Annotated in this window: 30 protein-coding genes and 1 pseudogene; 18 read left to right on the top strand and 13 right to left on the bottom strand. The window is 65.2% G+C overall.

The window, feature by feature from the left end:
- Positions 1–287: 287 nt before the first annotated feature.
- Positions 288–437 (bottom strand): hypothetical protein, encoded by a 150-nt coding sequence (locus G6O69_RS37240; RefSeq protein ID WP_176397317.1) that lies wholly within the window; start codon positions 435–437, stop codon positions 288–290.
- Positions 438–768: 331 nt separating this feature from the next.
- Between G6O69_RS37240 and G6O69_RS37235 the strand changes: the two genes are divergently transcribed.
- From G6O69_RS37235 to G6O69_RS42580, 5 genes and pseudogenes are all read left to right on the top strand, one after another.
- On the top strand, positions 769–1,890 hold the full coding sequence (locus tag G6O69_RS37235; RefSeq protein ID WP_176396999.1) for a hypothetical protein: 1,122 nt from the start codon (positions 769–771) through the stop codon (positions 1,888–1,890).
- Positions 1,868–2,125: a hypothetical protein gene (locus tag G6O69_RS37230; protein WP_172305298.1), complete on the top strand. Its 258-nt coding sequence runs from the start codon at positions 1,868–1,870 to the stop codon at positions 2,123–2,125. Before G6O69_RS37235 ends, G6O69_RS37230 begins: the two co-directional genes overlap by 23 nt.
- 21 nt (positions 2,126–2,146) lie before the next feature.
- Complete coding sequence (locus G6O69_RS37225; protein WP_346017072.1) at positions 2,147–4,141, top strand: hypothetical protein; 1,995 nt, start codon at positions 2,147–2,149, stop codon at positions 4,139–4,141.
- Positions 4,142–5,032: 891 nt separating this feature from the next.
- Positions 5,033–5,704, top strand: coding sequence for a Uma2 family endonuclease (locus tag G6O69_RS37220; RefSeq protein ID WP_172305299.1), 672 nt, complete (start codon positions 5,033–5,035; stop codon positions 5,702–5,704).
- Positions 5,667–5,987, top strand: a pseudogene (locus G6O69_RS42580) (hypothetical protein); the annotation flags it as partial. The gene G6O69_RS37220 and the pseudogene G6O69_RS42580, both read left to right, overlap by 38 nt.
- A 141-nt stretch (positions 5,988–6,128) precedes the next feature.
- Here G6O69_RS42580 and G6O69_RS37210 read toward each other — a convergent pair.
- Positions 6,129–6,890, bottom strand: coding sequence for a terminase (locus tag G6O69_RS37210; protein WP_346017073.1), 762 nt, complete (start codon positions 6,888–6,890; stop codon positions 6,129–6,131).
- A 206-nt stretch (positions 6,891–7,096) separates the two neighbouring features.
- Between G6O69_RS37210 and G6O69_RS37205 the strand changes: the two genes are divergently transcribed.
- Positions 7,097–7,324 carry a helix-turn-helix domain-containing protein gene (locus G6O69_RS37205; protein WP_172302468.1) on the top strand — a complete coding sequence of 76 codons (228 nt, stop codon included), beginning with the start codon at positions 7,097–7,099 and terminating at the stop codon, positions 7,322–7,324.
- A gap of 68 nt (positions 7,325–7,392) precedes the next feature.
- On the top strand, positions 7,393–8,538 hold the full coding sequence (locus G6O69_RS37200; RefSeq protein ID WP_172305300.1) for a site-specific integrase: 1,146 nt from the start codon (positions 7,393–7,395) through the stop codon (positions 8,536–8,538).
- A gap of 368 nt (positions 8,539–8,906) precedes the next feature.
- On the opposite strand, the gene G6O69_RS37195 is transcribed toward G6O69_RS37200, so the two are convergent.
- Entirely contained in the window at positions 8,907–9,572 is a 666-nt protein-coding gene (locus G6O69_RS37195) for a hypothetical protein (protein ID WP_172305265.1), read from the bottom strand.
- 1 nt (position 9,573) lies between these two features.
- On the opposite strand from G6O69_RS37195, the gene G6O69_RS37190 reads away from it, so the two are divergent.
- The gene (locus G6O69_RS37190; protein WP_176396992.1) at positions 9,574–9,864 is read left to right on the top strand and encodes a hypothetical protein; all 291 of its coding nucleotides are present in this window, start codon (positions 9,574–9,576) and stop codon (positions 9,862–9,864) included.
- Here the strand turns inward: G6O69_RS37190 and G6O69_RS37185 are convergent, their stop codons facing one another.
- Positions 9,865–10,359: a hypothetical protein gene (locus G6O69_RS37185; RefSeq protein ID WP_172305267.1), complete on the bottom strand. Its 495-nt coding sequence runs from the start codon at positions 10,357–10,359 to the stop codon at positions 9,865–9,867.
- A 210-nt stretch (positions 10,360–10,569) separates the two neighbouring features.
- On the opposite strand from G6O69_RS37185, the gene G6O69_RS37180 reads away from it, so the two are divergent.
- Positions 10,570–10,932, top strand: coding sequence for a helix-turn-helix transcriptional regulator (locus tag G6O69_RS37180; protein WP_172305268.1), 363 nt, complete (start codon positions 10,570–10,572; stop codon positions 10,930–10,932).
- A 12-nt stretch (positions 10,933–10,944) separates the two neighbouring features.
- Positions 10,945–11,076, top strand: coding sequence for a hypothetical protein (locus tag G6O69_RS41025; RefSeq protein ID WP_255215835.1), 132 nt, complete (start codon positions 10,945–10,947; stop codon positions 11,074–11,076).
- Positions 11,077–11,106: 30 nt separating this feature from the next.
- On the opposite strand, the gene G6O69_RS37175 is transcribed toward G6O69_RS41025, so the two are convergent.
- Positions 11,107–12,450, bottom strand: coding sequence for a radical SAM protein (locus G6O69_RS37175; protein WP_172305269.1), 1,344 nt, complete (start codon positions 12,448–12,450; stop codon positions 11,107–11,109).
- Between the two features lie 542 nt (positions 12,451–12,992).
- Positions 12,993–13,277, bottom strand: a complete 285-nt coding sequence (locus G6O69_RS37170) for a hypothetical protein (protein ID WP_172301266.1) — start codon at positions 13,275–13,277, stop codon at positions 12,993–12,995.
- On the opposite strand from G6O69_RS37170, the gene G6O69_RS37165 reads away from it, so the two are divergent.
- From G6O69_RS37165 to G6O69_RS37155, 3 genes are all read left to right on the top strand, one after another.
- The gene (locus G6O69_RS37165; protein ID WP_346017150.1) at positions 13,272–15,521 is read left to right on the top strand and encodes a DUF4215 domain-containing protein; all 2,250 of its coding nucleotides are present in this window, start codon (positions 13,272–13,274) and stop codon (positions 15,519–15,521) included. The two genes, G6O69_RS37170 and G6O69_RS37165, sit on opposite strands and share 6 nt — an antisense overlap.
- Positions 15,522–15,699: 178 nt before the next feature.
- Positions 15,700–15,957: a hypothetical protein gene (locus G6O69_RS37160; RefSeq protein ID WP_172305270.1), complete on the top strand. Its 258-nt coding sequence runs from the start codon at positions 15,700–15,702 to the stop codon at positions 15,955–15,957.
- Between the two features lie 243 nt (positions 15,958–16,200).
- Entirely contained in the window at positions 16,201–17,343 is a 1,143-nt protein-coding gene (locus tag G6O69_RS37155; RefSeq protein WP_172305271.1) for a hypothetical protein, read from the top strand.
- Positions 17,344–17,710: 367 nt separating this feature from the next.
- Here G6O69_RS37155 and G6O69_RS41745 read toward each other — a convergent pair whose 3' ends face one another.
- The 4 genes from G6O69_RS41745 to G6O69_RS37135 form a co-directional block, all read right to left on the bottom strand.
- Positions 17,711–18,226 carry a site-specific integrase gene (locus tag G6O69_RS41745; protein WP_346017071.1) on the bottom strand — a complete coding sequence of 172 codons (516 nt, stop codon included), beginning with the start codon at positions 18,224–18,226 and terminating at the stop codon, positions 17,711–17,713.
- A 163-nt stretch (positions 18,227–18,389) separates the two neighbouring features.
- The gene (istB, locus tag G6O69_RS37145; RefSeq protein WP_172305272.1) at positions 18,390–19,148 is read right to left on the bottom strand and encodes an IS21-like element helper ATPase IstB; all 759 of its coding nucleotides are present in this window, start codon (positions 19,146–19,148) and stop codon (positions 18,390–18,392) included.
- A complete protein-coding gene (locus G6O69_RS37140; protein WP_176396993.1) occupies positions 19,145–20,221 on the bottom strand; it encodes a DDE-type integrase/transposase/recombinase in 1,077 nt (358 codons plus the stop codon). Before G6O69_RS37140 ends, istB begins: the two co-directional genes overlap by 4 nt.
- 121 nt (positions 20,222–20,342) lie before the next feature.
- Complete coding sequence (locus tag G6O69_RS37135; protein ID WP_176396994.1) at positions 20,343–20,837, bottom strand: hypothetical protein; 495 nt, start codon at positions 20,835–20,837, stop codon at positions 20,343–20,345.
- A gap of 408 nt (positions 20,838–21,245) precedes the next feature.
- Between G6O69_RS37135 and G6O69_RS37130 the strand changes: the two genes are divergently transcribed.
- The 3 genes from G6O69_RS37130 to G6O69_RS37120 all read left to right on the top strand — a co-directional run bounded on the left by G6O69_RS37130 (position 21,246) and on the right by G6O69_RS37120 (position 22,753).
- Positions 21,246–21,569 carry a trypco2 family protein gene (locus G6O69_RS37130; protein ID WP_172305274.1) on the top strand — a complete coding sequence of 108 codons (324 nt, stop codon included), beginning with the start codon at positions 21,246–21,248 and terminating at the stop codon, positions 21,567–21,569.
- Between the two features lie 131 nt (positions 21,570–21,700).
- Positions 21,701–21,862, top strand: coding sequence for a hypothetical protein (locus tag G6O69_RS37125; protein ID WP_172305275.1), 162 nt, complete (start codon positions 21,701–21,703; stop codon positions 21,860–21,862).
- Positions 21,863–22,435: 573 nt separating this feature from the next.
- Positions 22,436–22,753: a helix-turn-helix transcriptional regulator gene (locus tag G6O69_RS37120; protein WP_172305277.1), complete on the top strand. Its 318-nt coding sequence runs from the start codon at positions 22,436–22,438 to the stop codon at positions 22,751–22,753.
- Here the strand turns inward: G6O69_RS37120 and G6O69_RS37115 are convergent.
- Positions 22,750–22,998, bottom strand: coding sequence for a helix-turn-helix transcriptional regulator (locus G6O69_RS37115; protein ID WP_172305278.1), 249 nt, complete (start codon positions 22,996–22,998; stop codon positions 22,750–22,752). The two genes, G6O69_RS37120 and G6O69_RS37115, sit on opposite strands and share 4 nt — an antisense overlap.
- 194 nt (positions 22,999–23,192) lie before the next feature.
- On the opposite strand from G6O69_RS37115, the gene G6O69_RS37110 reads away from it, so the two are divergent.
- Entirely contained in the window at positions 23,193–23,549 is a 357-nt protein-coding gene (locus G6O69_RS37110) for a helix-turn-helix transcriptional regulator (protein ID WP_172308292.1), read from the top strand.
- A gap of 33 nt (positions 23,550–23,582) precedes the next feature.
- Here the strand turns inward: G6O69_RS37110 and G6O69_RS37105 are convergent, their stop codons facing one another.
- A complete protein-coding gene (locus G6O69_RS37105) occupies positions 23,583–23,771 on the bottom strand; it encodes a hypothetical protein (protein WP_176396995.1) in 189 nt (62 codons plus the stop codon).
- 146 nt (positions 23,772–23,917) lie between these two features.
- Positions 23,918–24,073: a hypothetical protein gene (locus G6O69_RS37100; RefSeq protein ID WP_176397316.1), complete on the bottom strand. Its 156-nt coding sequence runs from the start codon at positions 24,071–24,073 to the stop codon at positions 23,918–23,920.
- A 457-nt stretch (positions 24,074–24,530) separates the two neighbouring features.
- Here G6O69_RS37100 and G6O69_RS41015 point away from each other — a divergent pair, with 457 nt between their 5' ends.
- The gene (locus G6O69_RS41015; protein ID WP_255216820.1) at positions 24,531–24,653 is read left to right on the top strand and encodes a hypothetical protein; all 123 of its coding nucleotides are present in this window, start codon (positions 24,531–24,533) and stop codon (positions 24,651–24,653) included.
- The last annotated feature ends 195 nt before the right edge of the window (positions 24,654–24,848 follow it).

Genomic DNA, 24,848 nt, shown 5'->3' with positions numbered 1-24,848 from the left:
TTCTGAGCTCGGGGAGCTCACCAACCATTGATGATGTCGCGCGTGTCGATCGACACCTGGCCGTGCAGAAAGTTGTTTTCCCGCGCGCGAGAGCACGTTCAGTGCACGATTTGAGGGGATGACAGCGCTTCCATATTTACGGCAATCCCCGTCGCGAAGTTGATGATGCGACCGAGGGGGACGCCCCCCGCTGAAAGGTCGAGATACCACCAGCGACGACGCTCGCCACGACCTCGCATGCTTCAGCGGTGTAGTGCGCGCGCATATCCTTGTGTTCCTCGATCGCCTCAGGCGGGCAGTTCGAGGTCCTGCGCCTGTTGAGCTTCGAGGTCGGCCCGGCACTCCTGCGCGAAAGCAGTGGCCTGGACCTCCTCTTCGAGGATCCGAAGGGTTTCATCTTGAAAGGCGGCCATCGCCTCCTTTCGTTTCGCCGGCAACGTCTTGCTCGCCATGAATCCAGTGTGGACGAGATTCAGGCACGCGCCAACTAGCCACACGGACAATGAATCGAACTGGAAAGTTCGTTCATTATCCCTTGTGGTTAGTTGGCGTCTGTTCGTTGGTTTGGATGCAGGCTCGGTTCGGCGATATGAAAAATATCCCAGCTTTCAGGAATCGCAACCAAAACCCAATTGGAATTCCAAATTTAGACCCAAAATAATTCCAAATTCGCAAAACTTTGGACGCTATTGGCCCAATAACCCAAATTGGGTTGACGCCCTCGATGGCGCTGGTCCATGGTGGTCGCGTCTGAAGAAGGAGGCGCCCGTGATGGCGACCCGACGGCCCGATGCGAAGACGGTACCCAGCGAGTGGATCGATCTGCTCGTTGAACATGATGTTGATCTCATCCGCGTACGCGTGCTGTGGAGGCGCGGTCGCGCGCGCTACAGGCCCATGGTCTCGCTCTCGGTGGATCTCGAGGCGCTCGAAGGCGCGTCCATGAACGAGTGGGAGCGCCACGAGCTCGAGGAGACCAACCTCGCTTGGACCCCACTTCGCGGAGAGGGGGAGGATGATCCGCGCGAGCACGCCCAGAAGTGGGGCGAGAGCTCGTGGCGCCTGTGCGAGCGGTGGGCCCGGAGCCTGGGATGCGCCTGTGACTTTCGGCTGCGGGGCTATGGGGCGGACGGACAGGTGCTCTTCGAGTCCGGGCGCCGGATCCTGGTGGCTGCGGACGAACCCGACGAGACGCGAGCGCGGGATCGCGGCCTCCTCGACGAGGGCTTCGACAAGCTCGACGACAAGAAGACGGCGATGCTCCACTGGCTGGCCGAGCGAGCGGAGCGCTCCTTTGCCATGGCGCAAGACGCATCAGGTGCGGCGCCCCAGCTGATCGGGAGCGCGCGGGTGATCCTCGAGCAGGCGATCGACTACCAAAACGAGCAGGTTCGGGGCCTGATCGACCTGCATTCGGGGCGCACGGAGACGACGGCCCGGGCCTACGAGGCGCGCCAGGCTACCCAGCGTGCTGCCATGAAGTACGATGTCATGCGTTACGGCATCGATGTGATGGCGTCCACGCTGGTACCCGCAGCCAAGAGCATGTTCGAGCACTGGGCGAACCGGTCGATGCAGGTGTTTCCCGAGTTTGAGTGCGCCCAGCAGGCGATCGCCTACATCGCGGGCACGCTCACGCAGGGGCAGCTACAGACGCTCTTCGACAAGAACCGCAAGGCGGCTGATGGGTTCATGTTCCTGCTCGAAGACGCCGCGCGGGTCGAGGACGAGCGCGAGGCGCTGCTTTGCCTCAACGGAGCCGATCAGCTGTTCAAGAGCAAGCGCTTCGAGTCCGTCGCGGATCTCGAGCAGCGGATGGCGGCGCGCTACATCCTCGCGCGCCGGGCGATCTACAGGTTGATGGACCATGGCGAAGACGCGCCGGGTTGAGTCAGTCCGAAGCTGGGCCATCTCCGTCGAGGCGCTTGAGAACATGAGCGACGCCGAGATGGAGCGGGCGCTGGGCTTCGAGACGCTGGAGGACGAGGCAGAGGTGGAACGTAGCTTGTTCGGGGGGACGTTCCGCGACGAGGGGGCGACGCTCGAGACCGAGGAGACGACGCCCAGGACCGAAGGGACGGTGAGGGTTCGTCAGGCCGGACCCGGGCGGCGCGAGGACGGGTGAGCCGCCAGGCTCTGCGGCTAGTTGGCGAGCAACGTCGAGGAGCGCAAGCTTGTCGAGATGTTGTTGCGACCGGATGAGACGTTTTATAGCGAGGTGACCAAGCGTGCCGAGCGAGTGTTCCCGGTGGGAACGGCTTGGCAGATCTTCGAGAGCAAGATGCCGGCGGCCGACGTGTTCAAGTCGTCGGTGTTGGATCCGGCGGTGGGCGTCCTCGGGGACATCGGGATGCGAGCCTTTGCGAACTCGGAGTGGCAAAACTGGGTGTCGTCGATCCAGATCGGGATCTACGACATCGCCACGCGGATCGGCCTGCCCTCGCTGGGCAACGCGCAGCTTCAGTCCACGGTGTCGGACATCTACACGAGCATCACGGCCTCGCTCGACGCGTTCAAGGATGTCGACAGGGCTGCCGAGATGCTGCCTGATCTACTCGTGAACGCGGGGCTCCAGGCGCTCCAGAAGATCGCCGCGAGCACGGGGATCATCGGGCAGGTCATCGCGCAGGTGATCACGACGGCGGTGTGGGCGGTGGACGTGTACGCGACGCACAAGAACGCGGAGCTCGCCAAGGATGTCGCGTTGCCGCCGCTCCAGACCGAGGACCCCGCGACGGACTCGTGGCAGGTCAACCGAGTGTTCGAGCTGTTCCGAAAGAACGGGAGCGGGGGCGTGGTGTACCCGGACGGAGAGATCGAGGGGGCCGCGAACGCGGACTACACCAAGCTCTTCTTGCCGGCCTATGCCTTCCGCAAGCCCTGGATGTTCCAGCATCGAGAGGGTGGGATCGCGGCGCAGCAGGGCGCAGGCCAGGAGGCCCGAGGACCTCTCGGGGAGACGCAGTATCTGTTCGATCCTGGCGACGTCTCGACCTTTGGCTTCATGCCGGGAACGGCGGTGTCGCTGCGCGTGCTCCAGGCCAGCTACCGCTACTATCACTCGGTTCGGGGAACCCCGGTCGACCGCTACACGCTGCGGTGCAAGGGGATCGACAAGCCCTGCTACAAGAAGGTCAAGGCCTTCGATGGGAGCCGAGACTGCCGCCAGTGCGTGGACGCAGAGTCGGTCTGGCCGGTGAAGGGAGTGGGCTGGGGCTATGGCGGGGTGCCCCTGAACGTGACGACCCCAGGTGAAAACGTCGGCGCGTTCTATCCATCGACGAACAAGCTGCTACTCAACATCCTCGAGATGGCGACGCGACCGGGGCCGATGCTCTACACGCTCAACGTCGAGGACATGGACCTTCAGTGGAAGACCAGTTTCGAGTTGTTTTGGGAGTTCGTCTCGGCGGAGTGGAGGCGCTATCGCGGAGCCGGCTGGCGGGGCTTGATCTCGAGGCTGGCCACCCTCATGACCGCGCTCGACAGGGACGGGATGACGATCCCTGGGGGACGAGATCCGCGAATGCCGGCGAAGCTGATCGGGTCACCTCGAGAGTCGACCTTCGACGTCCCGTTCTCGGCGTCGGTCTACTCGAGGATCATCGCACCGTTTTGCTCGGACCTCCTCGCGTTGCAGCGGCACTACCTCGAGACCTTGGAGGTCGCCTACATTCCACCAGGAGCGGGAGCCCTCTACGTCGGAAAGAAAGTCAGGAGGAACGAGCTCGGAGATCGCTTCGTGGCTGCTCGTCAAGCCTTGCTCGCCAGCCACAAGCGAGTGCTCGTGGATCTGCGCCAAGTGAGCGACCCGGAGTATCGAAGGGCCCTGGAAGACTCCGGGGTAAAACTCTCTCCGGTCAACCCGTACATCAAGGGGCCCGGGGTGAGCGGGCACGAGCTCCTCGCACCCGATATCAAGCCGCCTCGAGTTCCAACGCGGCCGAGGACGGTCGCGGAGTCTCCTCTCGCGGGCCTCGTCGAGTTCGGCAAGGAGGCCCGCGGAGAAGCTCAGAGCAAGCAAGCGGTGAGCGGGACTCGCAAGAGCATGCTCGCGCTAGGCGTCGCAGCGGGGGGCGGCGCGATGCTCTCTGCGGTCGCCTGGGCGCTCGCGCGCGAGGAGCGTGACAAGGGCACCTAGGCTGGGTTACCCATCGGCATGGGCTTTTTCCGTTTGCGCGTCGGCCTTCTCTTCGGAACCCTATGGCTGCTTGCTTGTACGCAGCCTCCCGACATCAGCGAAGAGGTCGATGCCTACCTGCGCGAGTTAGATTTCGCCTACGCCGAAGTTTGCAAGTGCCCAGAGGAAGCTGGCCACCCTTCGGCAAGCGAGTGTACCGAAGCAACGCTCATCCGAGCCGAGGACCGAGAGTGCGCCATGGGTGTGCTCGAAGGCCATGAAGAGACCGCCGAGTCGTTTCTCAGGTGTGCGACGGAGGCCGTCATCGACTACACCGACTGCCTCGAGGACAACAGCTGTGGAGAAGGTTTGTACAATAGCTGTACGATAGCTTACCAAGACGCGGTTGACGCCTGTCCTCAGCTCCCAAGCGATGTCAGGGTGGCCTTCAGTCTCTGCACACTGTCATAGCAGTCATGGCTGTCCGCTGCCTGATCCTGCGGTACTGCAACAGCGGTGAAGAGTCTACGCGCAGACTGCGTTCGTCGAGGTCTTCACGTTTCTGCCCACGTCCGAACTCAGCACAGCAGGTCTCTCGAGCGATGGGCAAGACATCGCGCGCAACATTCGCAAGTCGCAGCAGCGAAAGCGAGTCAACCGACTGGAGAGCGCCATCGCTAAATTGGACTCATCCCTTGTCAGGGCCTTGCGGCACATCTTCGAGGTCGCAGCACAAAAGAGCTCACCAAGATCGAAGATATTGTCCTCGAGGACGCATGTTGGCGGATTACTATGGTGATGCGCATGGCTTGGGAGATGATATGTGCCGGTATCAGAACGCTGCTCGGGAATCATGAGTTAACTCAAAAGCTTACCATGAGAAAATCAGAGGAGTTTGGCATCTAAGTATAAGTGGAAGTGTTCCCCTACAAACAAAACGCCACCTACGAGGACTTCAAACGCGCTCCCTCCGGATGGACGGCAGAGCTCATAGATGGAAACCTCTACTTGAGGCATCTTGAGCCACATAAATATGATGCGACACTCTCGGATCTTTTCTCCGCTCCGGCAGAGAAAGTCGCAGAGATGCTATACGGTGACCTCTACTTGAGCACACGGCCAGGTCCTGAGAGTCTGCTCATGAGGGCCAAGCTATTCGCCAGCATCGGTTCCCTGTACCAGCGCCGTGAAGACCCGTGGGTGTTCATGAGCGAACCCTACTTGCATCACGGAGGGCACTACCTCGTTCCTGATCTGTGCGCATGGCCGCGTTCCTCGCTGTGCCTCACGCCGCGCGCGCATGATTTCGCCGTTCCACAGACTCCTCATTGGGTTTGTGAGCTACCCTATCAGCGGCCTTATCCAGGGACGGACGTGCTTGACCGTCAGTTCAAACTTCCGATCTACGCGCGAATGAAAATACCTCACATATGGGTGCTCGATGCAGATTGGCATGAGCTGGATATCTACAGTGCGGCTGACGGTCATCTTGAGTTGGTAAAGTCGTATAAGACCGGTCGCCCTGTTCGCGCCGAGCCCTTCCCCGATGCTGTTCTCGATCTTGCGGATCTCTGGGATGCCTAAAGAGTTCGGTTGCATGACTTCGATCTGGTTCGAGCAGGCATCTGTGCCCTGGAACACAGCGACAGTTTGGCCATGGTCAGTGGCGATGCGCGGCCGTGACCTCCACGCGAAACTCCTTGGCATCGAAGACCCCTGGTGGGTGCGGGACGTCGATCTTCGTCTCGAAGGTGGCGAGGTCGAGATCTTCATCTCCTACGACGAGCGCGCCAAGGTCGTGTGCCCGCTTTGTGGGGCGACCGGCACGAGGTACGGGGCCGAGACGAAGCAATGGCGGCATCTTGACACGATGCAGTACAAGACCTTGCTGACCGCGGACCTGCCTCGGGTGAACTGTCCCGAGCACGGCGTCAGGCAGATGAAGGCACCCTGGGCTGAGCCAGGCTCGGGGCTCACCGCGATGTTCGAGGCCCTCGTAATCGACTGGCTAAAGGAGGCGAACACGTCTGCGGTCGCCAGGTTGCGCATGACCTGGGACCAGGTCGACGGCATACCCGATCACCCGCACGCCGACCTCCGCCTCGCCGCCCCGGGCCTGCCCGCGCTCCTTCTGACACGCCAGCACGATGGCCCAGAACCGGTCGGCGTGGCCGCGGTTGGTGCGCTCGGCCTCGAAGGTCACGTTGCCCGAGGGCATCACGCGGCGCTTGATGCTGTGGAGCTGGGCGACGAGCTCGCGGTCGCGCGGGAGGTCGACGTCGCGGCGCTGGAGCAGGATCTTGAAGTCGGTGCACCAGCGCTCCTTGCTCGCGCTCGTGAACGCCTCGCCGATGACCTGCGGGAACGCCCGGCCGAGGTTCTCGGCGAGGTTTATGCCGATGCCGCTCTTGTCGATGGACAGCCGCGCGATGGGGAGCGTGTTCAGCATCCGCGAAAGGTCGGCCTCCTGCTCGGCGAAGGGCACGCGGTCGTAGCTGCGGAGCAGGCGGCACACGAAGCGGCCGCCCACCTCCTCGAAGAGGGCGAGCTCGGAGCGGTCGTGGCTGCGGCCCATGTCGAAGCCCGCGACCAGCCGCCCCTCGCGGAACGGCAGGTCGGTAAAGTCGGGCAGGCCGCCGGCCTGCTCTGCCCGTGCACGAAAGGTCTCCCAGTGTTGCGCGACGATCTGGTAGAGCAGCGTCGACTCGGGCTGGCGACGGGCGCAGCCGTCTCGGCGCGGGGCCGCCGAGCATGCCGTCGGTGAAGGCACGACGGCTCGTCGGCCCCGGCGCGCTTCGCTTGCAGGGGGGCGACGCGCTCGGGGTCACGGGTGGCCGGAAGCCCAGCCACCCAAAGGGCGACTGTGCGACCCGACATCACCGCCCGGCCTACACACCGGAACGATCGCAAGACGTCGGCATCGATCCCCGCCCCACGGCCGTTGGCGGCCTTTCGGACCCGCGCCACACTCCTTGGATGGCGCGCCGCTCCCGTCGCCTGCCAGGCTTCGAAGACCTCCCCCTGCTCCTCCAGGCAGACGAGGTCGCCCAGCTCCTCCGCGTGAGCCGCAAGGCCGTGTACGCCATGGTCGAGCGCGGAGAGATCCCCGGGGTCACCAAGCTCGGCCGGCGGCTGCGCTTCCGCCGTGACGCTCTCGAGGCGTGGCTGGCCTCCTCCGTCGAGCCTGGCCCGTGGGCTGGCTAGGTCGATCCCCCGCTGCTAGGCTGGGTGGGCATCAGACGTGCGGTCGCGCCTGTCAGGAGAGACAGGCAATGACCGTGAAAATCAGGCCGTACCGCAAGGGCGGCTGGGAAGTCGACATCATGATCCGGCTCGACAACGGAGAGCGATACCGCGAGCGCCGCAAGGCGCCCGTCGAGCTCAAGTCGGCCGCGTTGCGCTGGGGTCAGCAGCGGGAGCGCCACCTGCTCAAGCACGGGCCCACGCCCAAGACGTCGACGCGCACCAAGGCCGGGGCGGCGCCCCGGTCAGAGACGAAGGAGGTCCCGACCTTCGCCAAGTTCGCGCCGCGCTTCCTCGAAGGACACGTGTACGCCAACCGGCACAAGCCGACCACCGTCAAGAACACCAAGAAGAAGCTGCGCCTTCACATCCTCCCCGCCTTCGGGGGCACTCGGCTCCACGAGCTCGCGCCCGAGGACATCCAGCTCTTCAAGGGCCAGCGCAAGCACCTCGCCAACAGCACCGTCAACAAGCTCCTCGGGCAGGTCAAGACCATGCTCGAGGTCGCCGTCCGCTGGCGGATCATCGAGGCGATGCCCCTCGAGATCGAGATGCTCAAGCTGCCCATGACCGCGATGGAGTTCTACGACTTCGACGAGTTCGAGGCGCTGGTCACCGCGGCGACGCGGCTGGACCACCGCATGCTCGTGATGGTCCTTCTCGGCGGCGAGGCGGGCCTGCGCTCCGGTGAGATCCGCGGCCTCGAGTGGTCGTCGATCAACTTCCGCCGGCGGCTGCTCACGGTCGAACAGGCGGAGTGGGAGGGCCACGTGACGCTGCCCAAGCACGACAAGATCCGCACGGTCCCCATGACCGAGCGGCTCACGAAGGCGCTCAGGAAGCACCGGCACTCACAAGGCCCGCGGGTCCTCTACGAGGACGACGGGGAGCCCTTGCACGTCAACAGCCTGGCGAACTGGCTCATGAAGCTGTGCCGGCAGGCCAAGCTGAAGTACAGGTCGCCCCACAAGCTCCGGCATACCTTCTGCTCCCACCTCGCCATGAGGGGGGCGCCCGCGAGGGCGATCCAGGAGCTCGCCGGGCACGGCAACCTCCAGACGACGCAGCGCTACATGCACTTGAGCCCTGCTGCGCTCGAGCGGGCGATCAAGCTCCTCGAACTTCCTTCGCCCGACTCGCCGGTCGGGAGTGGAGACATGGTGGAGACGGTCTAGCCGGGCTCCAGAAACTTGTTTGATCTCGATGGCTTAGGGGCGTATTCAGGATTCCGTGGTGGAGTCTGACATCGGTTCTCTAACTAGGCGCCACCGCACATCTTTTGCAGCAGACGCCACCTCGGAGCCTGGAGCCGCCCCTTCATCGAGTCCTCGTGAGTCCCCATCCGTCCCGCCAATTCCTCCGATCTCGTGGAGACATGGTGGAGACGGCTCGGGGGCTATTCTGGATCGATCCTTGCCGGTGCCAAAGGGTCTGTAGAGGCCCAAAACTGCCGGCTGGGAGCATTTCTAGCCGATCGAGATCGATCGCACAAGAGACGAGGGCGACCCGCCGGGTCGCCCTCGTCTCCATGCTTGAGAGATCATCACGCCAGCGTCGGCGCTCGTCGCCACGCGTCGGGGATCGGCGCCCCGGTCCCGACCGCGTACCCCGGACCGCCGTCCGACATGCCCAGCGCCGTCACGGCCCACTGCCCGACTGCGTGCCAGATCTCCGGCTCCGGGTCGTTGCCCCGCCTACTCGAGCTTTGCCGGTGCGCGAACACGTAGCCGACCCCCGCCTTCCGCAGCGCCCGCAGCCGCCGCCCCCCAAGGAGCACCACTGGCGAAAGGCGTGGGTGGGCAGCGTCACCATCCACGACGCGGAGGGACAGGAGCTGCACACCTGGCGATACACAGCCGATGCGGGGGAGGACGTCCGAAAGCTCGCCGAGCGGGTTGCGGCGGACGTGGCATGGATCCTCCGTAGCCACCCACAGCTCCCGGTTCACGTGGTCCAAGACGCCGCGCCCGAGCTCGCTCGGCCTTGGCGGGACCTCCCAGGGGAGCAGCGCCTCGATCACGGGGTGATCGGCCTTCGGCCACAGCTGGTCGGTGACGAGCGTGGTGTTCAGTGACGCGCCGATCTCCCGAGCGAAGCCTCGATCGTCGAGGAGCTGAGAGACAGGCCAGGCCAGCAGCCGATCGTCGTCGGCCTGGGTCCACGCGCCTGAGCTGCCGCCGGCTGAGCCGCCCGAGACGTTGCGGATCATGGTGAAGCTCGCCAAGGCCCATGAGCACCACGAGCACGTCACTGCCCGCGACCTGCTCTTGGAAGCCCGGCCCGTAGCGCGGCGGGAAGGCCGGCAGGCAGATCTCATCGGCCTCGCGCGCGAAGTCGCTCAGCACCTCGACGACGAGATGCACGGGCGCATGGCGCTCGAGGCCTGGATGGTGGTCGGCACCCTCAGCCGTGACCTCGGGGACGAGGTCACCGAGACGTTCGCCATCGAGAGGGTTCGCTACCTGTCCTCGCAAATCGAGCCGCTCTCTACAGGCAAATGATCAGAACTCCATGCCCTCGAAGCAGGTGATGGTGCCGTCTTCGTTGCAGACGCCGTCATCGCACCACATCAAGGTGCCGCCGCAGTCGACCCCCGGCCAGCAAACGTTCCCGAAGCAGCAGATCGCCTGGGCTGTGGAGGTCTCGCCGGGGGCGTAGTCTCCGGGGTCGCACAGGCCTGGGATCGAGCAGGCGTTCTCGAGGGGGGTGTAGGCGACGACGAGGAGCTCAACGGGGTCGAGGAGCTCGCCGTAGCGGACGTGGAAGGGGACCTGTCCCGCGGGACAGGGGGTCGAGCCCTTGAGCCGGGTTTGGCCGGTCTGGTCGAGGCAGACGTCCGCGTCGAGGACAGGGGCGTTGGGGCCGGTGTAGTCGCAGACTTGGGTGCTGTCGCAGAGATCTCGGTACTGGGCGGAGGCCGACCCCGGGGTGAGGAGGGAGACCACGACGCCGAGGAGCGCGGCGGTTGTGAGGGCGAGCGGGAGCTTGGGAGACATGGGCGAAATTTTACCCGTGTCCCAGGTGGGCATCGCCGCTCGCTACAGGGACGGATGCCGTGGGTCGACCGGGAAGATTTGCAGGGTCAGAAACTCCGAACGCTTCAGCGGGAGTCGGTCTCTCGCTCTGGCGATGATGCGCACAGATGAGTTCTCTGTCTCTGGCGGCCTTTTGGCTGACGATTTCGCTCGTTTCCCGCGGGGGCTGGCATGAGCGACCAAGCCTGTGAGGTGTACGACATCGACGGCATCCGCTTCGGGCAGCATGTTCGAAGCCTTCGGCTCGCCCGCGGGTTCACGCAGGAGGCGCTCGCTGAGAGGGCCGGGCTCTCGCCGGATACGATCCGTCGGCTCGAGGCTGGGGGGTTCTCTCCGAGCCTGGCGACGCTGGTGAAGATGGCTCGGGGTTTGGACCTTCGGCTGTCAACGTTGATCTCGGCGTATGAGCTGTGGACGGTGCCGGTGGAGCAGGAGGTTGCGGATCTCTTGGTTGGGAGGGCGGAGGACAAGGTCCGGCTTGCGCTGGAGGTATTGAAGGTGCTGCTCGAGTTCAAGTGGCCCCAGAGCGACTGACGCTCTTGGTCGATGACAGTGTCAGGGCGCATCGTCGAGCGGGCCCTTGGCGTCGAGCTCGGCGAGCTCGAGACCTTCGGCTCGCTCAAGGCCGGGCTCGAGCGGGCCCTGCTGATGCAGCGCCTGACGATCGCTCAGGCCTGAGCTCCCCCAGGCCTGAGCTCCCCGGGGTGATCACCGCTCACCAGACAGCGCGGCGTCGCCCGCCCCGCTCGGAGACTTCAAGGGCGACGCGGCCTCCGGTCCCCAGCGCTCGAAGGCGGGCATGGTCAGCCCAGGGCAGCCCTCGCGTCCGGGACAGTCTGCGCACGCTGGCGGCGTCGTGAAGTTGTCCTGGGGCTCGGCCACGGGCTCGACCACCCGCTCGCGGATCGAGGCTGGCAACCAGCAGTGGGCGATGTGGCGGGCGCTGACCAGCGAGAGCAGCGCGTCGGCGTCGGGCGCCCGCGCGAGCTCGGCGAAGGCCGCCCGGATCTGAGCGGGCCCGCACACGAGGCGCTCGAGCGCCAGCGCCCGCCAGCCCTCGGGCTCCATGCCCAGGGCCTCGGGGTGGTAGAGCTGAACCTGGAGGTCCACCCCCGCGCCGGACCACGGCTCGAGCAGGCGCAGGAGCTCGGTGAGGTCGCCGGCGTTGTCAGGCGTCAGCACGCTGTTGACCCCCACGCACAGCCCCCTCGCCAGGGCCGCGTCGATCGCCGCGAGCACGTCGGCGTGCGCTCCGGCCCGCCCCACCAGCGCGTCGTGGACCTCGGGGCGGTGTGAGAGCAAGGTCGTACGCATCGCCACGACCTGCTCGCGCCCGAGCACAGCCTCGGCCAGCTGCGGGTCTGCGAGGCCGGTCATCGGCCCGAGCAGCTCGACCTCCAGGCTCGAGTAGCGAGCCAAGAGATCCAGCAGCGCGCCCAGGCGGGGGTCTCGGAGGACGTCGGGGCCCGAGAGCTGCACCGCGCTCGGCCCCGGCCGAGCGTCGAGCTCGGCGAACACCTGCGCCGCCCACTCGAGCAGGCCCGGGCTCCGGCCCAGCGCGGGGTGTCCCGGGTCGAGGTATGGATAGACGCAAAACCGACAGGCCTGGTCGCAGGGCGCCGACAAGAACAGCTCCAGCTGGCTCACGGCCCCAGGGCTGTAGCGCAGCTTGGCCAGGCTGCGCTCGATGCCCATGATGACGACGTCGGCCTCCACGAGCATCAGCTTGGCCCCCTCAGCCTCGCTCGCGCAGCGCCTCTCGAGGGCGAACGCCTCGAGGCCTTCGTGGCCTCGGGTCCAGCCAACCAAAAGATGGGCCCGGACCAGAGTTGCCGCCAGCGCCTTGCAAAAGCGAGCCTCTCGCTCGAGGACCTTGGCCGACGCGCCGCTCAGGGCTGGCGTCTCGCGGTAGCCGAACACCAGCCGGCCCAAGCGCAGCAGCCCCCCTTGCGCGGGCTCGGCGTAGACTATGTCGATCACGTCGATGACGTGACGCGGCGCCTGCTCCGGGCCGAAGGCGAGGGTCAAGCGATGGGGGCGGCGGTCGGCCACCCGAGCGCTCGCCCGTAGCGGGGGGGCAGCGCGTCACGGAGCCAACTCGGGAGGACCGGCGACACATGGGCGAGGCTAGCACGGTGGCGCTCCGACCACCTGCCGAGGGACGGCCAGCCGGATTGCACGAGGAGGCTGCGCGAGCAACTGAGCGAGGCCGCGCGCCTGCGGGGCTGGACCCGCTAGTTCTCCCGCGCTGACGGAGTCGGCGAGCAGCACCAGGAGACTCGCGTCCCTAACCGCCGGTGCAGCCTTTGGGGAGGACGAACGCAACCGCGAACGCATCCGGAATAATCTGAGGTTGCTCGGCGACCTCCACCAGCCTGCCGCGAGGAGTGTTCAGAGGGATGGGCGAACTGACGGCGCCGAGCGCGCTTGCATCGATTCATGAGGGCGTCGACAAACTGCTCAGAATCACGCCGTGAAGTTTCGCTCGCAACATTCTTGGATGGTCGAATCTTGCACATCGCGGGTTTCGCTTGCTTTCGCCACTCACTCTCACGAACAATTTATCGACCATGAGGCGACTCCAACGTCTGTATCTACTCTCTCTTCTCCTGTCCATCGTAGGCACCACCGCCTGCACTGATGACACGACCGCAACCTCGAGCGAAACCTCGACCGAGTCTGGCAGTGACGGCGATGGCGATGGCGATGGCGATGATGTCGATGGCGATGGCGATGGCGATGATGGCGATGATGGCGATCCCGTCTGCGGCGATGGCAACGTCGACGCGGGCGAGGAGTGCGACGACGGCAACGATATCGACACCGACGCCTGCACCAATGCGTGCGCGCTCGCGGTGTGCGGTGATGGCATCGTGCAAGACGGTGTCGAGGAGTGCGACGACGGCAACGCCGACGACACCGACACCTGCATCTCGAGCTGCATGAACGCGAGCTGCGGCGACGGCTTCGTCGGACCTGGCGAAGGCTGCGATGACGGCAACGACATCGACGATGACGAGTGCACCAACAGCTGTGCGCTGGCCAGCTGCGGTGACGGCATGGTTCAGCAGGGCGAAGCCTGCGACGACGGCAACGCCGACAATACGGACGATTGCCTCGACACCTGCGTGGCGCCGAGCTGCGGTGACGGCTACGTGTGGGCCAACAACGAGGCCTGCGACGACGGCAACGCCGACAACACGGACGATTGCCTCGACACCTGCGCCGCGGCCAGCTGCGGTGACGGCTACGTGTGGGCCAACAACGAGGTCTGCGACGACGGCAACGCCGACAACACGGACGATTGCCCCGAGACCTGCGAGCCTGCCACGTGCGGTGACGGCTACGTGTGGGCCAACAACGAGGCCTGCGACGACGGCAACATGGACGACTTCGACACCTGCACGAGCATGTGCACGGATTCGCCGGAGACCCCGACGCTGGAGCTGAGCTTCTCCCAGGTCAAACAGTTCGACTTCACCTGGGCACCGGTGCTGGGGGCCCAGTTCTATCAGCTGTGGGAGAGCGTCGATGGTGTCGCGCCCTTCGTGCAGGTCGGCGACGACATCATGGGCGAGTCGGTGTCGGTGACGATGCCGCTGCACTCGAGGCTCGACGCGAGCTACAAGCTGCTCGCCTGCAACATGGATGGTTGCGCGGAGTCGTCGGTGGTCGACGTGGTCGGCTCCCTCGCCGAGGCGGTCGGGTACTTCAAGGCGTCCAACACCGGCGCCAACGACGGGTTCGGATACAGCGTGGCGCTGTCGGGCGACGGCGACACCCTGGCGGTCGGCGCCTATCTGGAGGACAGCAACGCGACGGGCATCGGCGGCAACCAGGCTGACAACTCCGCCGGCGGCAGCGGAGCGGTCTACGTGTTCGCGCGCAACGGTGGGGTGTGGACGCAGCAAGCCTACGTCAAGGCCTCCAACACCGGCATCAGCGACCAGTTCGGACACAGCGTGGCGCTGTCGGGCGACGGAAACACCCTGGCGGTCAGCGCCTATTCCGAGGACAGCAACGCGACGGGCATCGGCGGCAACCAGGCTGACAACTCCGCCAGCAGCAGCGGAGCGGTCTACGTGTTCGCGCGCAACGGTGGGGCGTGGACGCAGCAAGCCTACATCAAGGCCTCCAACACCGACGCCAGCGACTGGTTCGGACACAGCGTGGCGCTGTCGGGCGACGGGAACACCCTGGCGGTCGGCGCCTATCTGGAGGACAGCAACGCGACGGGCATCGGCGGCAACCAGGCTGACAACTCCGCCGACCAAAGCGGAGCGGTCTACGTGTTCGCGCGCAACGGTGGGGCGTGGACGCAGCAAGCCTACGTCAAGGCCTCCAACACCGACGCCGGCGACTCCTTCGGATACAGCGTGGCGCTGTCGGGCGACGGCGACACCCTGGCGGTCGGCGCCTTTTACGAGGACAGCAACACGACGGGCATCGGCGGCAACCAGGCTGACAACTCCGCCAACAACAGCGGAGCGGTCTACGTGTTCGCGCGCAACGGTGGGGTGTGGACGCAGCAAGCCTACGTCAAGGCCTCCAACACCGGCGCCTACGACTTCTTCGGATACAGCGTGGCGCTGTCGGGCGACGGGAACACCCTGGCGGTCGGCGCCGCTTTCGAGGACAGCAACGCGACGGGCATCGGCGGCAACCAGGCTGACAACTCCAGCCAAAGCGGAGCGGTCTACGTGTTCGCGCGCAACGGTGGGGTGTGGACGCAGCAAGCCTACGTCAAGGCCTCCAACACCGACGCCGGCGACTCCTTCGGATACAGCGTGGCGCTGTCGGGCGACGGCGACACCCTGGCGGTCGGCGCCTATCTGGAGGACAGCAACGCGACGGGCATCGGCGGCAACCAGGCTGACAACTCCGCCAGCGGCAGCGGAGCGGTCTACGTGTTCGCGCGCAACGGTGGTGTGTGGACGCAGCAAGCCTACGTCAAGGCCTCCAACACCGGCGTCTACGACTTCTTCGGACGCAGCGTGGCGCTGTCGGGCGACGGCGACACCCTGGCGGTCGGCGCCGCTTTCGAGGACAGCAACGCGACGGGCATCAGCGGCAACCAGGCTGACAACTCCGCCAACTCCAGCGGAGCGGTCTACCTCTACTGACACCGAGCGCTCCCGAGGGGTCAACGCGGAGGTCTGATGCTCGACATCGCCTCGCGTGCGCCCATGCGCCGTTGCACGGATTGCATGCCCGGAGGTGACCCCAGGCCCGGGGCACCGTATGCTGGCGACTGTGAGCACCTCGGTGCACGCGCATCCTCAGAACCCAAGGAGCCTCCACATGCAGCCGTTCTCCAACGTCGTCGTTTCGACACGCGCAGGTACCATCATCATGAGTGACGCCACGGCCCAGTTGACCGAGGATGGCGCCAAGATCATCGTGCTCGGCGCGCTCCAGCCGGGCGCAACCCTGAATCTAGGGGAAGCGCTTCGCATCTGCAGCCTTGAGGACAAGTGCCTCGACACGTTTGGAGAGTACCTGGAGCCGTACACAGAGGACGGCACGGTGCAAGGATACACCTTCCTCAGCACCCAGTAGGCCTGCACCAGCGCCACTCCGGCGGTAGGTGAGGCACGAGTTTCTTCCTGCGTGGGCCGTGTCGGGCATGACTGTGATCGCGCTTGACTCGGAAGGGGGCATCTGTCAAAATCAGTTTTGAAAATCCCACGAAATTGACCGACTTGATCGAAAAGTCGTAAGCAGGCACGGCAGACACCGCAGATAATCGACAATCAAGGTAGTGGACGGGCACTGCAAACGACACAAAAAGGTAATGCGGAAATGACAACCTCAAACGATATGCCCATTGGCTCCTGGACACAGACTTCGGTACGCTCGTTCATCAGCTCGTACTCTGGACAGTCGGTTTTCACCACGCTGTCCAATGCGGGCCAGAACAACAACGATCTTTATGTTTCGGCGACCGCTGCATTCAATGATGGAGACGAGTTCGCCAACATGTCGGGCGGGCTTCAGATGACGACAGTGGGCTCCAAAACCAAAGCATCCCTGCCTCAGGGAACATGGGCAAAGACCGCGTACAACACGGTCTGGTGCCAGGCTTCTTACATGTTCCAGGCCAACGAGAACTTCCCATTTGTCCGGGACTGTTCAGGAAACTTGCAGCCACTGAACACGGCGGGCTTGATCTACCTGAGCAGCGTGATCACTGGCACTTCGAACTACCCACAGAACTGCTTCGCGTTGCCCACGGCAACACTGAGCAATCAAGGCTCTACATTTGTAGCCAGCCAGGCGACACCGCAGGCATATACCGACCAGCAGATACTGAAAGCGATCGAGAAAAAAAATCTGGGATCGGGATACTGGCCCAAGGGCGACTGGTCCAGTTCTGCCGAACAAAGCTCGGTAAGCGTTATTGACTATTGCGGGAACTACCTGATCGGTGCACTGCTCAAACAAGCCAACGGCGACAGTCGAGCAGCCTTTGCTACGTTCTGCCAGGGCGATTCATTCTCCAATAACAATGGCTATTTCCAGCTGACACCGGGCAACACGACCAAGGCGCAATTGCCACAGGGCTCCTGGGTTGAGACAGCATTTGATCTAATCTGGGCCCCCAGTAAACAGATCCTGGTCAGCAGCGCCAACACCCGATCGTTCCTGGGTACGAACATAAACGCCGGCACGCCTTATGCCACGTTCATATCATTCTTTCCAGCCAGCGATGGCTCTCCGTGCACCCAGACCGGCTTCGGCACAGTGCCGCTCAACCTGAGCAACCAGAGCGGCGTACTGGTCCCGCAAAGTGAATCAAGCAGTTCATCGGGGGATGGCTGGCTGATGAAAGCGCTGAAGTGGGCGGCACACGAGGTGGTTTCAGAGGCCGAATCTGAGGCCGAATCCGCTCTTCAGAGCGCAGCGTCGGACGCTGCAGATGCTGCCGTCGCCGCGTTGTTCTGATCATCCAATCAAGGAGCGCATAGTTGGGAGCGACGGTCAGGCAGCGAAACCCACAGCCTCGCCACTTGCCACAAGCCAGGGTGCTGCCAGCGCCGGTCTCAGTTCCGAGCATCGTGTGCTCCGCGTGTGCTCCAACCCTGCGGAACGAGACTCCACGAGCCTCCCTCCCCCGGGCCCCCACGGCACAAAGAAACCCGAACGATTTCGGGAGCTTCCGGCCCAACTGCGCGCCATCATTGACGTTTCGCAGAAGCCCCCAATTCGGTTCGAGTCCTGTTGCCGGAGCTTTCAGATTTCGCAAGCTAGGCCCCTTAGACGCTCGTCTACGGGGGTTTAGTATTTCCGGGCGATCCCTCGGATCCCGAATTCATCCAGATTCATCCAGATTCTGAGCCCGCGGCGATCCCGCCCGAGCCCCAGAACGCCCCCGAGAGCCCCCCTTCGAGCCCCCTCGGCGGCGCTTCCTCGAGCGCCCCCGAGCCGTCGGCTCATCCAGATCTCCCCCGGCCGTCACCGGCCCCTCGGTCTCCCCAGCCGGCTCCGAGAGCCGGTCGAAGATCCCGGGCGTCAGCTCCGGTGCGTGATGGGCGTAGCGCATCGTCGTCCGCACGTCCGAGTGCCCCAGCTGCCGGGACACCAGCGACAGCGGCACCCCGGCCGCCACCGCGTGGGTGGCGAAGGTGTGCCGCAGCGTGTGCACCCCGACCGAGCGCTCGATGCCGGCTCCGGCCCGCGCGCGGTTCACCGCGTTGAACAGGTCCTTGTGCGACCAGGGCTCCCCGCCCTTGGCCTCCCGCTCCCCGCGATGCGCCGCCTTGTAGCCCTTGGGTTTGCTGAACACGAGCTCCTTGCGACCCAGCCCCGCCAGGCGCTTGCGCAGCACCTCGAGGGCGTCCGCCGGCTGATCAGCGTCAATTATTTTTTCCGATTGGCGACGATTATTCCTGCCGGTGCGAGACTTGCGCGTCCCCGTGCACGGCGACCTCGCGCGCGGGGTAGTTGTCGTTCGGGCAGTTGTCGCAGCCCGGTGTAGTTGTCGTCGGGCGTCAGCCCTTCTTGCGCCCCTTGGCCTTCTCGGTCCGGTAGCTGGACACGTTGAATTCCAGGATCACCGAGTGGTGCACGAGCCGGTCGATCGCGGCCGAGGTCGCCATCTTGTTGTTGAAGATCCGGTCCCACTCGCTGAAGACCAGGTTGCTCGTCAGCGCCGTCGAGCGTCGCTCGTAGCGCTCGGCCAGCAGGGTGAAGAGGACCTCGGCCTCCTCGGCCGACTGCTTGACGTAGCCGATGTCGTCGAGGATCACGAACTCGAAGTTGTCGAGCCGACGCAGCTTCCGGGGCAGCTCCAGATCTCGCTTGGCCGCGAGCAGCTCCTGGATCAGCGAGTAGGTCGGCGTCCACAGCACCGAGCGGCCCTGCTCGACGAGGGCGTGGCCGAGGGCCGCGAGGGCGTGGCTCTTGCCGACGCCGGGCAGGCCGAATGCCAGCACGTTGATCGCCTCGTCGAGGAAGTCGCCGGCTTGCAGCTCGCGGAGCTTGCGGACCACCGGTCGCGGCAGCCGCTTGTCGTCGAGGGTCTCGAAGGTCTTGCCGACGCTGAGCTTCGAGGCCCGGCGCAGGCGAGCGACTCGGCGAGCGTGGCGGGCCTCGGCCTCGAGGTCCAGGACCTCGGCGATCGTCGCCAGCGCTGGCTCGTGGCCGTCGGTGACCAGGCGCGGGACCAGCTCCTCGGCCGCGGTCGTCAGCTTGAAGCTGCGCAGCAGCGTGGTGATCTGCTCGGCGTGGGCGGGGGGTCGAGGGTTCACGCCGCACCTCCGAGCAGCTCGTCGTAGACGCCCAGATCGGGCTCGCCGACCTCGAGCTGCGGGACCTCGGACTCCGTGGGCTGGACCCGCTGCTTGACCGTCGCGTAGTCGAAGGGCGCGCCGGCCTCGAGCAGCTGCGCGAGTTCGGCCTCGACCGTCGACTCCATCGTCATCGCCGCGAGGTGCAAGATCCTCACGTAGTCGACGTGGCCGCGCCCGGGTCGAGCGCGCTCGAGCGCGTCGTAGGCCCGGCGGAAGATCAGCGAGGGGTACAGCTCCTCGCGGAAGCAGTAGTTGGGGAAGGCCCCGGGCTTGCGCACCAAGGAGGCGATCACGTGGCGGTAGTCGATGCGGTGCGCGCCTTCGCCTCGCAGCCGCGGGAAGGTCTCGACCACCTCACCGCCGTAGCGCAGCTCGACCTCGTTGGCGTGCAGCCGGACCTCGACCTGGTGGCCGATCAGCTGCGAAGGCACCGAGTAGATCCGCCCCCGCACCTTGATCGTGCTCCAGCGCCGGACCTTCGGCGTCTCGGTCGTGTAGGTCGGCACCGGCTTGATCGGCAGCGGCCTCAGCAAGGGGCTCTCGAGCTCGAGCTTCGCCGTGACGTGCTGGTTGTGCTCGCGCTCGAGGGTCTGCTGGACGAAGCGCTCGTAATCCTCGACGCTGGCGAAGTCCCGGCTGCCCCGCAAGATCAGCGCCTGCTTCAGCAGCTTTTTGGTTCGCCGATGCCGGACCTCGACCGCGCCGTTTTCGTGCGACTTGCCCACGTTGATGCGCCGGACCGTCTCGATGCCCAGATGCGTGCACGCGTCCGCGAAGCGCTTGTTGAGGCTCCGGCCCCGCGCCTTCTTCAGCTCGTGCGTCGCCGCCGACATGTTGTCGAGGGTCAGCTTCCGCGGCACCCCGCCCAGGGCCCACAGTGCCCGCTGGAGCCCCTCGACCAGCGCCTCGTAGCTCTCCGACAGCGCCACGCAGGCCCAGGTCCACGCGCTCGCGACCAGGAACCTGCTCCCGGTCTGGAACGAGATCGCTACCTTGGGCATCCCCGTGGGCCTCAAGGTCAGCGACCTCATCGAAGCCTGCGCCCTGAGCAAGGACGGCTAGAGCGCCGCTCTAGAGCGCCGAGGCAGATTAAAAAAACACAGCGAGCGCTGGGCTCGCTGTGTTTTTTATTTGTCCGAGGCTCGGCCCGGCCTACTCGCGGACGTCCCAGCGCGGGCCCTTGGGCGTGTCCTCGATGCTCACCCCCGCCGCCGCGAGCAGGTCGCGGATCAGGTCGGCCTTGGCGAAGTCCTTGTCCTTGCGCGCCTGCTGACGCTGCGCCAGGAGGCTGTCGATCACGCCGCCGAGCGCCTGCTCGCGGGCTCCGTCACCGCCGCTGACCACGGGGAAGCTGTCGGCGGCGAGCTCCGGGTAGAGTCGCGGATCCGCGAGCTCGACGCCCAGCACCCACAGGTGCCGAGTCAGGCAGCGGTAGGCCGAGAGCAAGCTGGCGGTGTCGATGGACTCGTCGGTCACGATCCCGATCAGCAGGCCCTCCGCGAACAGGCCCGCGCCGGACATGCCTTTCCAGTGCTCTGGTGGCCGACCTGGGGCTTGGTGGACCGCGTTGAGCACCCCACTCTCGAGCCCCGACTGGGCCCGAAGCGTGCCCACGAAGCCCTCGGTGTCCCACGAGCTCGTTGGCATGCTGAAAGCGCGGGTAGCCGGTCGCCTCGCACCTCAGGTCAACGTTGCGGCAGCTCGCCCAAGCGGGCTCCCGGCCGAGGTCGACCTCCAACGGCTCGTCGAGGAGTAACACGGCGACGTCGACCTCACCGTCGCCACGCCATCTGACAGCCGCCTCCAGCCAGCGATCGCCACCATGAAGCCGGACTTTGCATTGCGTGGCGTCCCCAACGACGTGGGCCGCCGTCAGGACCAAGTCACGCTCGCCCCGGATGACGTAGCCGCTGCCGACCCGCCTGTTTTCAGGCGACCAGACATAGGCGACTCGCCCGGGATTTGGGGAGTTCATCGTGGACCAGTATAGACCAGAACTGTCGGCCGGTGGGCGTTCAGTCGCAATTGGGATTCCCCGCGCGTTATCATGCCTTCATGGTCGAGAACCTGGATCAACCCGTCCCACTTTCCGAGATGATCGAGTCGCTGCGCCTGGAACTCGCCGTCGCCATGGAAGCCGGCAAGGACAAGGCGATCCGCTTCGATATCGACAAGGTCGAGCTCGAACTGGAGCTCGCCCTTGGTCGGAAGACCAGCGGTGGCGGAGGTCTGAAGTTCTGGGTCGTCACCGCCCAAGGCGAGCACGCCGTCGACAAGCTGATCAAACACAAGTTCAAGCTGACGTTGAATCCCAAGACGAAGGGCGGCGAGCGCGTCGAGGTCGCAGACGAGACACCAGTCCCAGGCAAGTTCAGGTAGAAGTCGAGCGTCGATCTCGCGGTCGGATGAGGCGGACTCGAGCGAGGGGAGGCCGCACGAAAGATACACGGATCAGCCTATGGCCAACTGCTCCAGCGCGGACAAGTAGTTGCTCGAGCTACTCCTTCGGTATGTCTGTCGAAGTGTCGGGCTCAAACGGCGAGGCCCAACCCGACACGAACTCGGTGCTCACGATCCTCGTCGAAGGCCGCCACCACGTCCTCGTCGAGCTCAGCTTCGAGCCCGCGGACATGCGCAAGGGCTTCGATGGTCTCGCGGCCTCGGCCCCATGACCCACGCCCGACGCGAGTTGTTTTGAGAAGACGACGCCCGCCATGCCCGCGACCAGTCTCGACTGGAGGTGAGGCCAGGATTATGTATGATTCGCCGCCGGCTTCGGTCGGCCCGAGCTGCGGCCCCGACGGTTGGGTAGACACTTCCTACGGGCCGCGGTTCGGTTTTTGCGTTCCACTGACGCATAGAGCTCCTCGAGGTCTACCTCGAGTGCGTCTGCCAGTTGCTGAGCACGCTCGGCCCCGAGCCATCGTCGGCCAGCCCGCACCGCAGACAGCTGGCGCCGCGCCGAGTCCGGCTCGATGTCAGTCCAAGCCTCACGCGCGATCACAGCAGCGGGCCGCGGATCTGCCTGCACGAGCTGCTCGACTGCCGCCCCAAGTTGAGCCATCGCTCTGTTCTTCGAGTCCATCCGGGAAAACGCTATCACACCTGGAATATCACTAGGAGTTCAAATATCCTAGCAACATGTCTACCCAACCACTTCTGCCCACGATGCCGTCCGTGCTGGCGGCTCGCGTCGTGGCCCAGTGTCGCGGCCCCGAGCCTCCAGCAGCCCGTGGGGGGTACCCATGGACATGACTCAGTTCGCCGAGCGCGTGCGCTTACTTCGCAGCCGACGAGAGCTCTCCCAGGAGGAGCTGGCTCGGATGGCTGGGCTCTCGGTTGACACCATATCGCGCATTGAACGCGCCCGCTATCACCCGACCCTCGGCACGATGGTCAAGATCGCCAAGGCCTTCGGCCTGTCGCTCGTCGGGCTACTCGAGGATCAGCTCGAGCGCTCCGATGAACTCGCCGTCTTGATCCGCGGGCTGTCGACGCGGGATCAGCACGTCGCGCTCACTCTGGTGGGCGCGCTTCGAGTCCGGCAGACCTTGGACAGCTAGGGGGGAGGTTGGCCGGGCGGTTCTTCGAACAGCTCGGCCAACCTGACACCCAGTCCATCGGCGAGCCCGTTGAGCCAGTCGAGGCTGGGATCGACTTCGCCGGCCATGACGGCGAAGAGTTCGCGGCGATCGATGCCAGAACGATCCGCGACGGCAGCGAGCGAGATGCCGCGCACTTCGGTCAGACGGCGCAAGTTGAGCGCCAGCAGCACGTGGGCGGGTTGGTGGGTGGACTTGTCGGCCACTCGTGGAGGGTATCGCAAGCCGTGAACGCCTCGACACTCATGCCGGATTTGCCGGCGAGTCTCGTGTTCTTGGCTGACCTGAAACAACGTGTGGAAGCTCCACTGGGTGTGTTGCCATGTGATGCGCTAGCGAGCCCGCGCTCGGGTTCATGCCGGGCTGTGCCCTGAAAAATTGCCGAGTCGCTGTGGGCTAGATTCGCAACGTGGACAAGGTGAATCGCCGCTTCGGCCAGCATGTGAAGTCGCTCCGGCGTGCTCGTGGGTTGACCCAGGAACGTCTCGCCGAGCGCTCAGACCTGTCCGTCGACACAATTCGACGGCTCGAGCAGGGGTCCTTCTCCCCTTCCTACGACACGCTTCGCAAGCTCTGCGAGGGGCTCAGTCTAGAACTCTCGACTCTGTTCACGAGCTTCGAGTTCGGCAAGCGCGACATCCCGCTGGAGATCATCGACGCGATCCGATCGCTGACTCCGCGCGAGCAGGCAGTGGGGCTCCACGCTGCCCACCTGGTGATCGATCTGATCCGGGGAGTGGAGGAACCTGATGAGTGAGTGCACCGAGGCTGGCCTCGAAGCTCCATGTGCTCAAATTTTGGGGCCGGCCAGGCGACTTGCGGCTGTTCCTAGTTGAGGCTCCTGAGCCTCAGCGCCGCACGCGCAACATAGCTGTTCATCGAGCTCGGCGAGGCCCGCGTGCACGTCGAGGGCGATGTCGACGACGAGCTCCTGGCTCGAGTCCTGCGCGTCGTGGGGTCGGTGTGCTGAGTCTGCCACCGAGTGTCCGGATCTACTTCGCGCTCGACCCAGCGGATCATGTATGGGGGGCCGCGCTTTCTTCGGCCATGGCCGAGCTCTGGGCCCTGATCCTGAGCTCGTGCAGACACCTCCGTTGCGGGCCTGGACGAAGCCGTTTTATTCGTTCATGGCAAAGGAGATCGCTGCCAGGCCTGGCCATCAAAGCGCAGCAGATCCTTGGGCCCGAACGACCAGAGCACGCCGTCGCCGCTGTCGAGCCGATAGAACCCGACGGGCTGGTCGAGCCCGAGCTCGACCTCCTCGAGGCGCTGCGCCTGCACTGCGCCGGCGTCCCGGCAGTCGTCTGCCCGATGGGGGCCGATCTCGGCGAGGCGCAGATCGGGATGCTGCTGGACCCGCCATCAACCCGACAGCCCGGCTCACGCTCGCGGGCGAAGCCTGCCGCCGGCCCTGGGCCGCGGCGCTGATCCGCCGGGCGTGGCTGCGCTACGCCGATCCCTCCGACGATAAGACTTCCTAAACCCCAAACACCATGAACTCCCCGGACCTTTCCCCTGAAGCTGCACTCTAGCTCAAGCGGCTTTGGAGCGCGCGCGACTGGACGCCTTGGCGCTCAGAGACCCTCGGGCCCGACGGCGAGAAGCTGTTCGTGTTCGAGCACACCTGCAAGATGCCGCTCCTGGTCGAGCGGCCTGTGCCGGCGTACCGCCTCGGAGCCGAGCTCGCCTGGCGTGTGGCCTCGACGTGATCGCTGTGAAGGTCAAGTTGCGAGGCATGGTGGCCGCTTTCCTGCGGCCCATCGTCACCGGCGAGGCCGACGGCCTGAGACGGGAGGACATCCTGCGCTGCGACCGGAAGAGCTTCGCCGAGCGCGAGACGCAGCCATCGACGAGATCCTGATGGGGCAGCGCAAGCGGGCGGTCATCCAGCGCGACGACATGTTCCTGCCGTCCTGGGGTCCCCAGCCGCCCGCGGGCGCCGAGCCGCTCACGGCCGCGACGGAAACCGATTTCGGACATGCTGCGCCTGGCGTTCGGGCCTCGAGGATCGGCCGCCAGGAGCATGCGCATGATCCTGGATGTCTGGGACGAGCAG

It is taken from the genome of Pseudenhygromyxa sp. WMMC2535 (assembly GCF_011083025.2).
Note: the sequence above shows the minus strand (reverse complement) of the source record. Positions and strands in the feature narration are given on the sequence as shown.

Bases quoted from the DNA above. Each gene is read 5' to 3' on its own strand.
- G6O69_RS37120 (WP_172305277.1), top strand. From the start codon at position 22,436: ATGGACATGACTCAGTTCGCCGAGCGCGTGCGCTTACTTCGCAGCCGA.
- G6O69_RS37155 (WP_172305271.1), top strand. From the start codon at position 16,201: ATGACAACCTCAAACGATATGCCCATTGGCTCCTGGACACAGACTTCG.
- G6O69_RS37200 (WP_172305300.1), top strand. From the start codon at position 7,393: ATGACCGTGAAAATCAGGCCGTACCGCAAGGGCGGCTGGGAAGTCGAC.
- G6O69_RS37195 (WP_172305265.1), bottom strand. From the start codon at position 9,572: ATGATCCGCAACGTCTCGGGCGGCTCAGCCGGCGGCAGCTCAGGCGCG.
- G6O69_RS37160 (WP_172305270.1), top strand. From the start codon at position 15,700: ATGCAGCCGTTCTCCAACGTCGTCGTTTCGACACGCGCAGGTACCATC.
- G6O69_RS37130 (WP_172305274.1), top strand. From the start codon at position 21,246: ATGGTCGAGAACCTGGATCAACCCGTCCCACTTTCCGAGATGATCGAG.
- G6O69_RS41025 (WP_255215835.1), top strand. From the start codon at position 10,945: ATGACAGTGTCAGGGCGCATCGTCGAGCGGGCCCTTGGCGTCGAGCTC.
- G6O69_RS37140 (WP_176396993.1), bottom strand. From the start codon at position 20,221: ATGAGGTCGCTGACCTTGAGGCCCACGGGGATGCCCAAGGTAGCGATC.
- G6O69_RS37185 (WP_172305267.1), bottom strand. From the start codon at position 10,359: ATGTCTCCCAAGCTCCCGCTCGCCCTCACAACCGCCGCGCTCCTCGGC.
- G6O69_RS37135 (WP_176396994.1), bottom strand. From the start codon at position 20,837: ATGCCAACGAGCTCGTGGGACACCGAGGGCTTCGTGGGCACGCTTCGG.
- G6O69_RS37230 (WP_172305298.1), top strand. From the start codon at position 1,868: ATGGCGAAGACGCGCCGGGTTGAGTCAGTCCGAAGCTGGGCCATCTCC.
- G6O69_RS37205 (WP_172302468.1), top strand. From the start codon at position 7,097: ATGGCGCGCCGCTCCCGTCGCCTGCCAGGCTTCGAAGACCTCCCCCTG.
- G6O69_RS37180 (WP_172305268.1), top strand. From the start codon at position 10,570: ATGAGCGACCAAGCCTGTGAGGTGTACGACATCGACGGCATCCGCTTC.
- G6O69_RS37125 (WP_172305275.1), top strand. From the start codon at position 21,701: ATGTCTGTCGAAGTGTCGGGCTCAAACGGCGAGGCCCAACCCGACACG.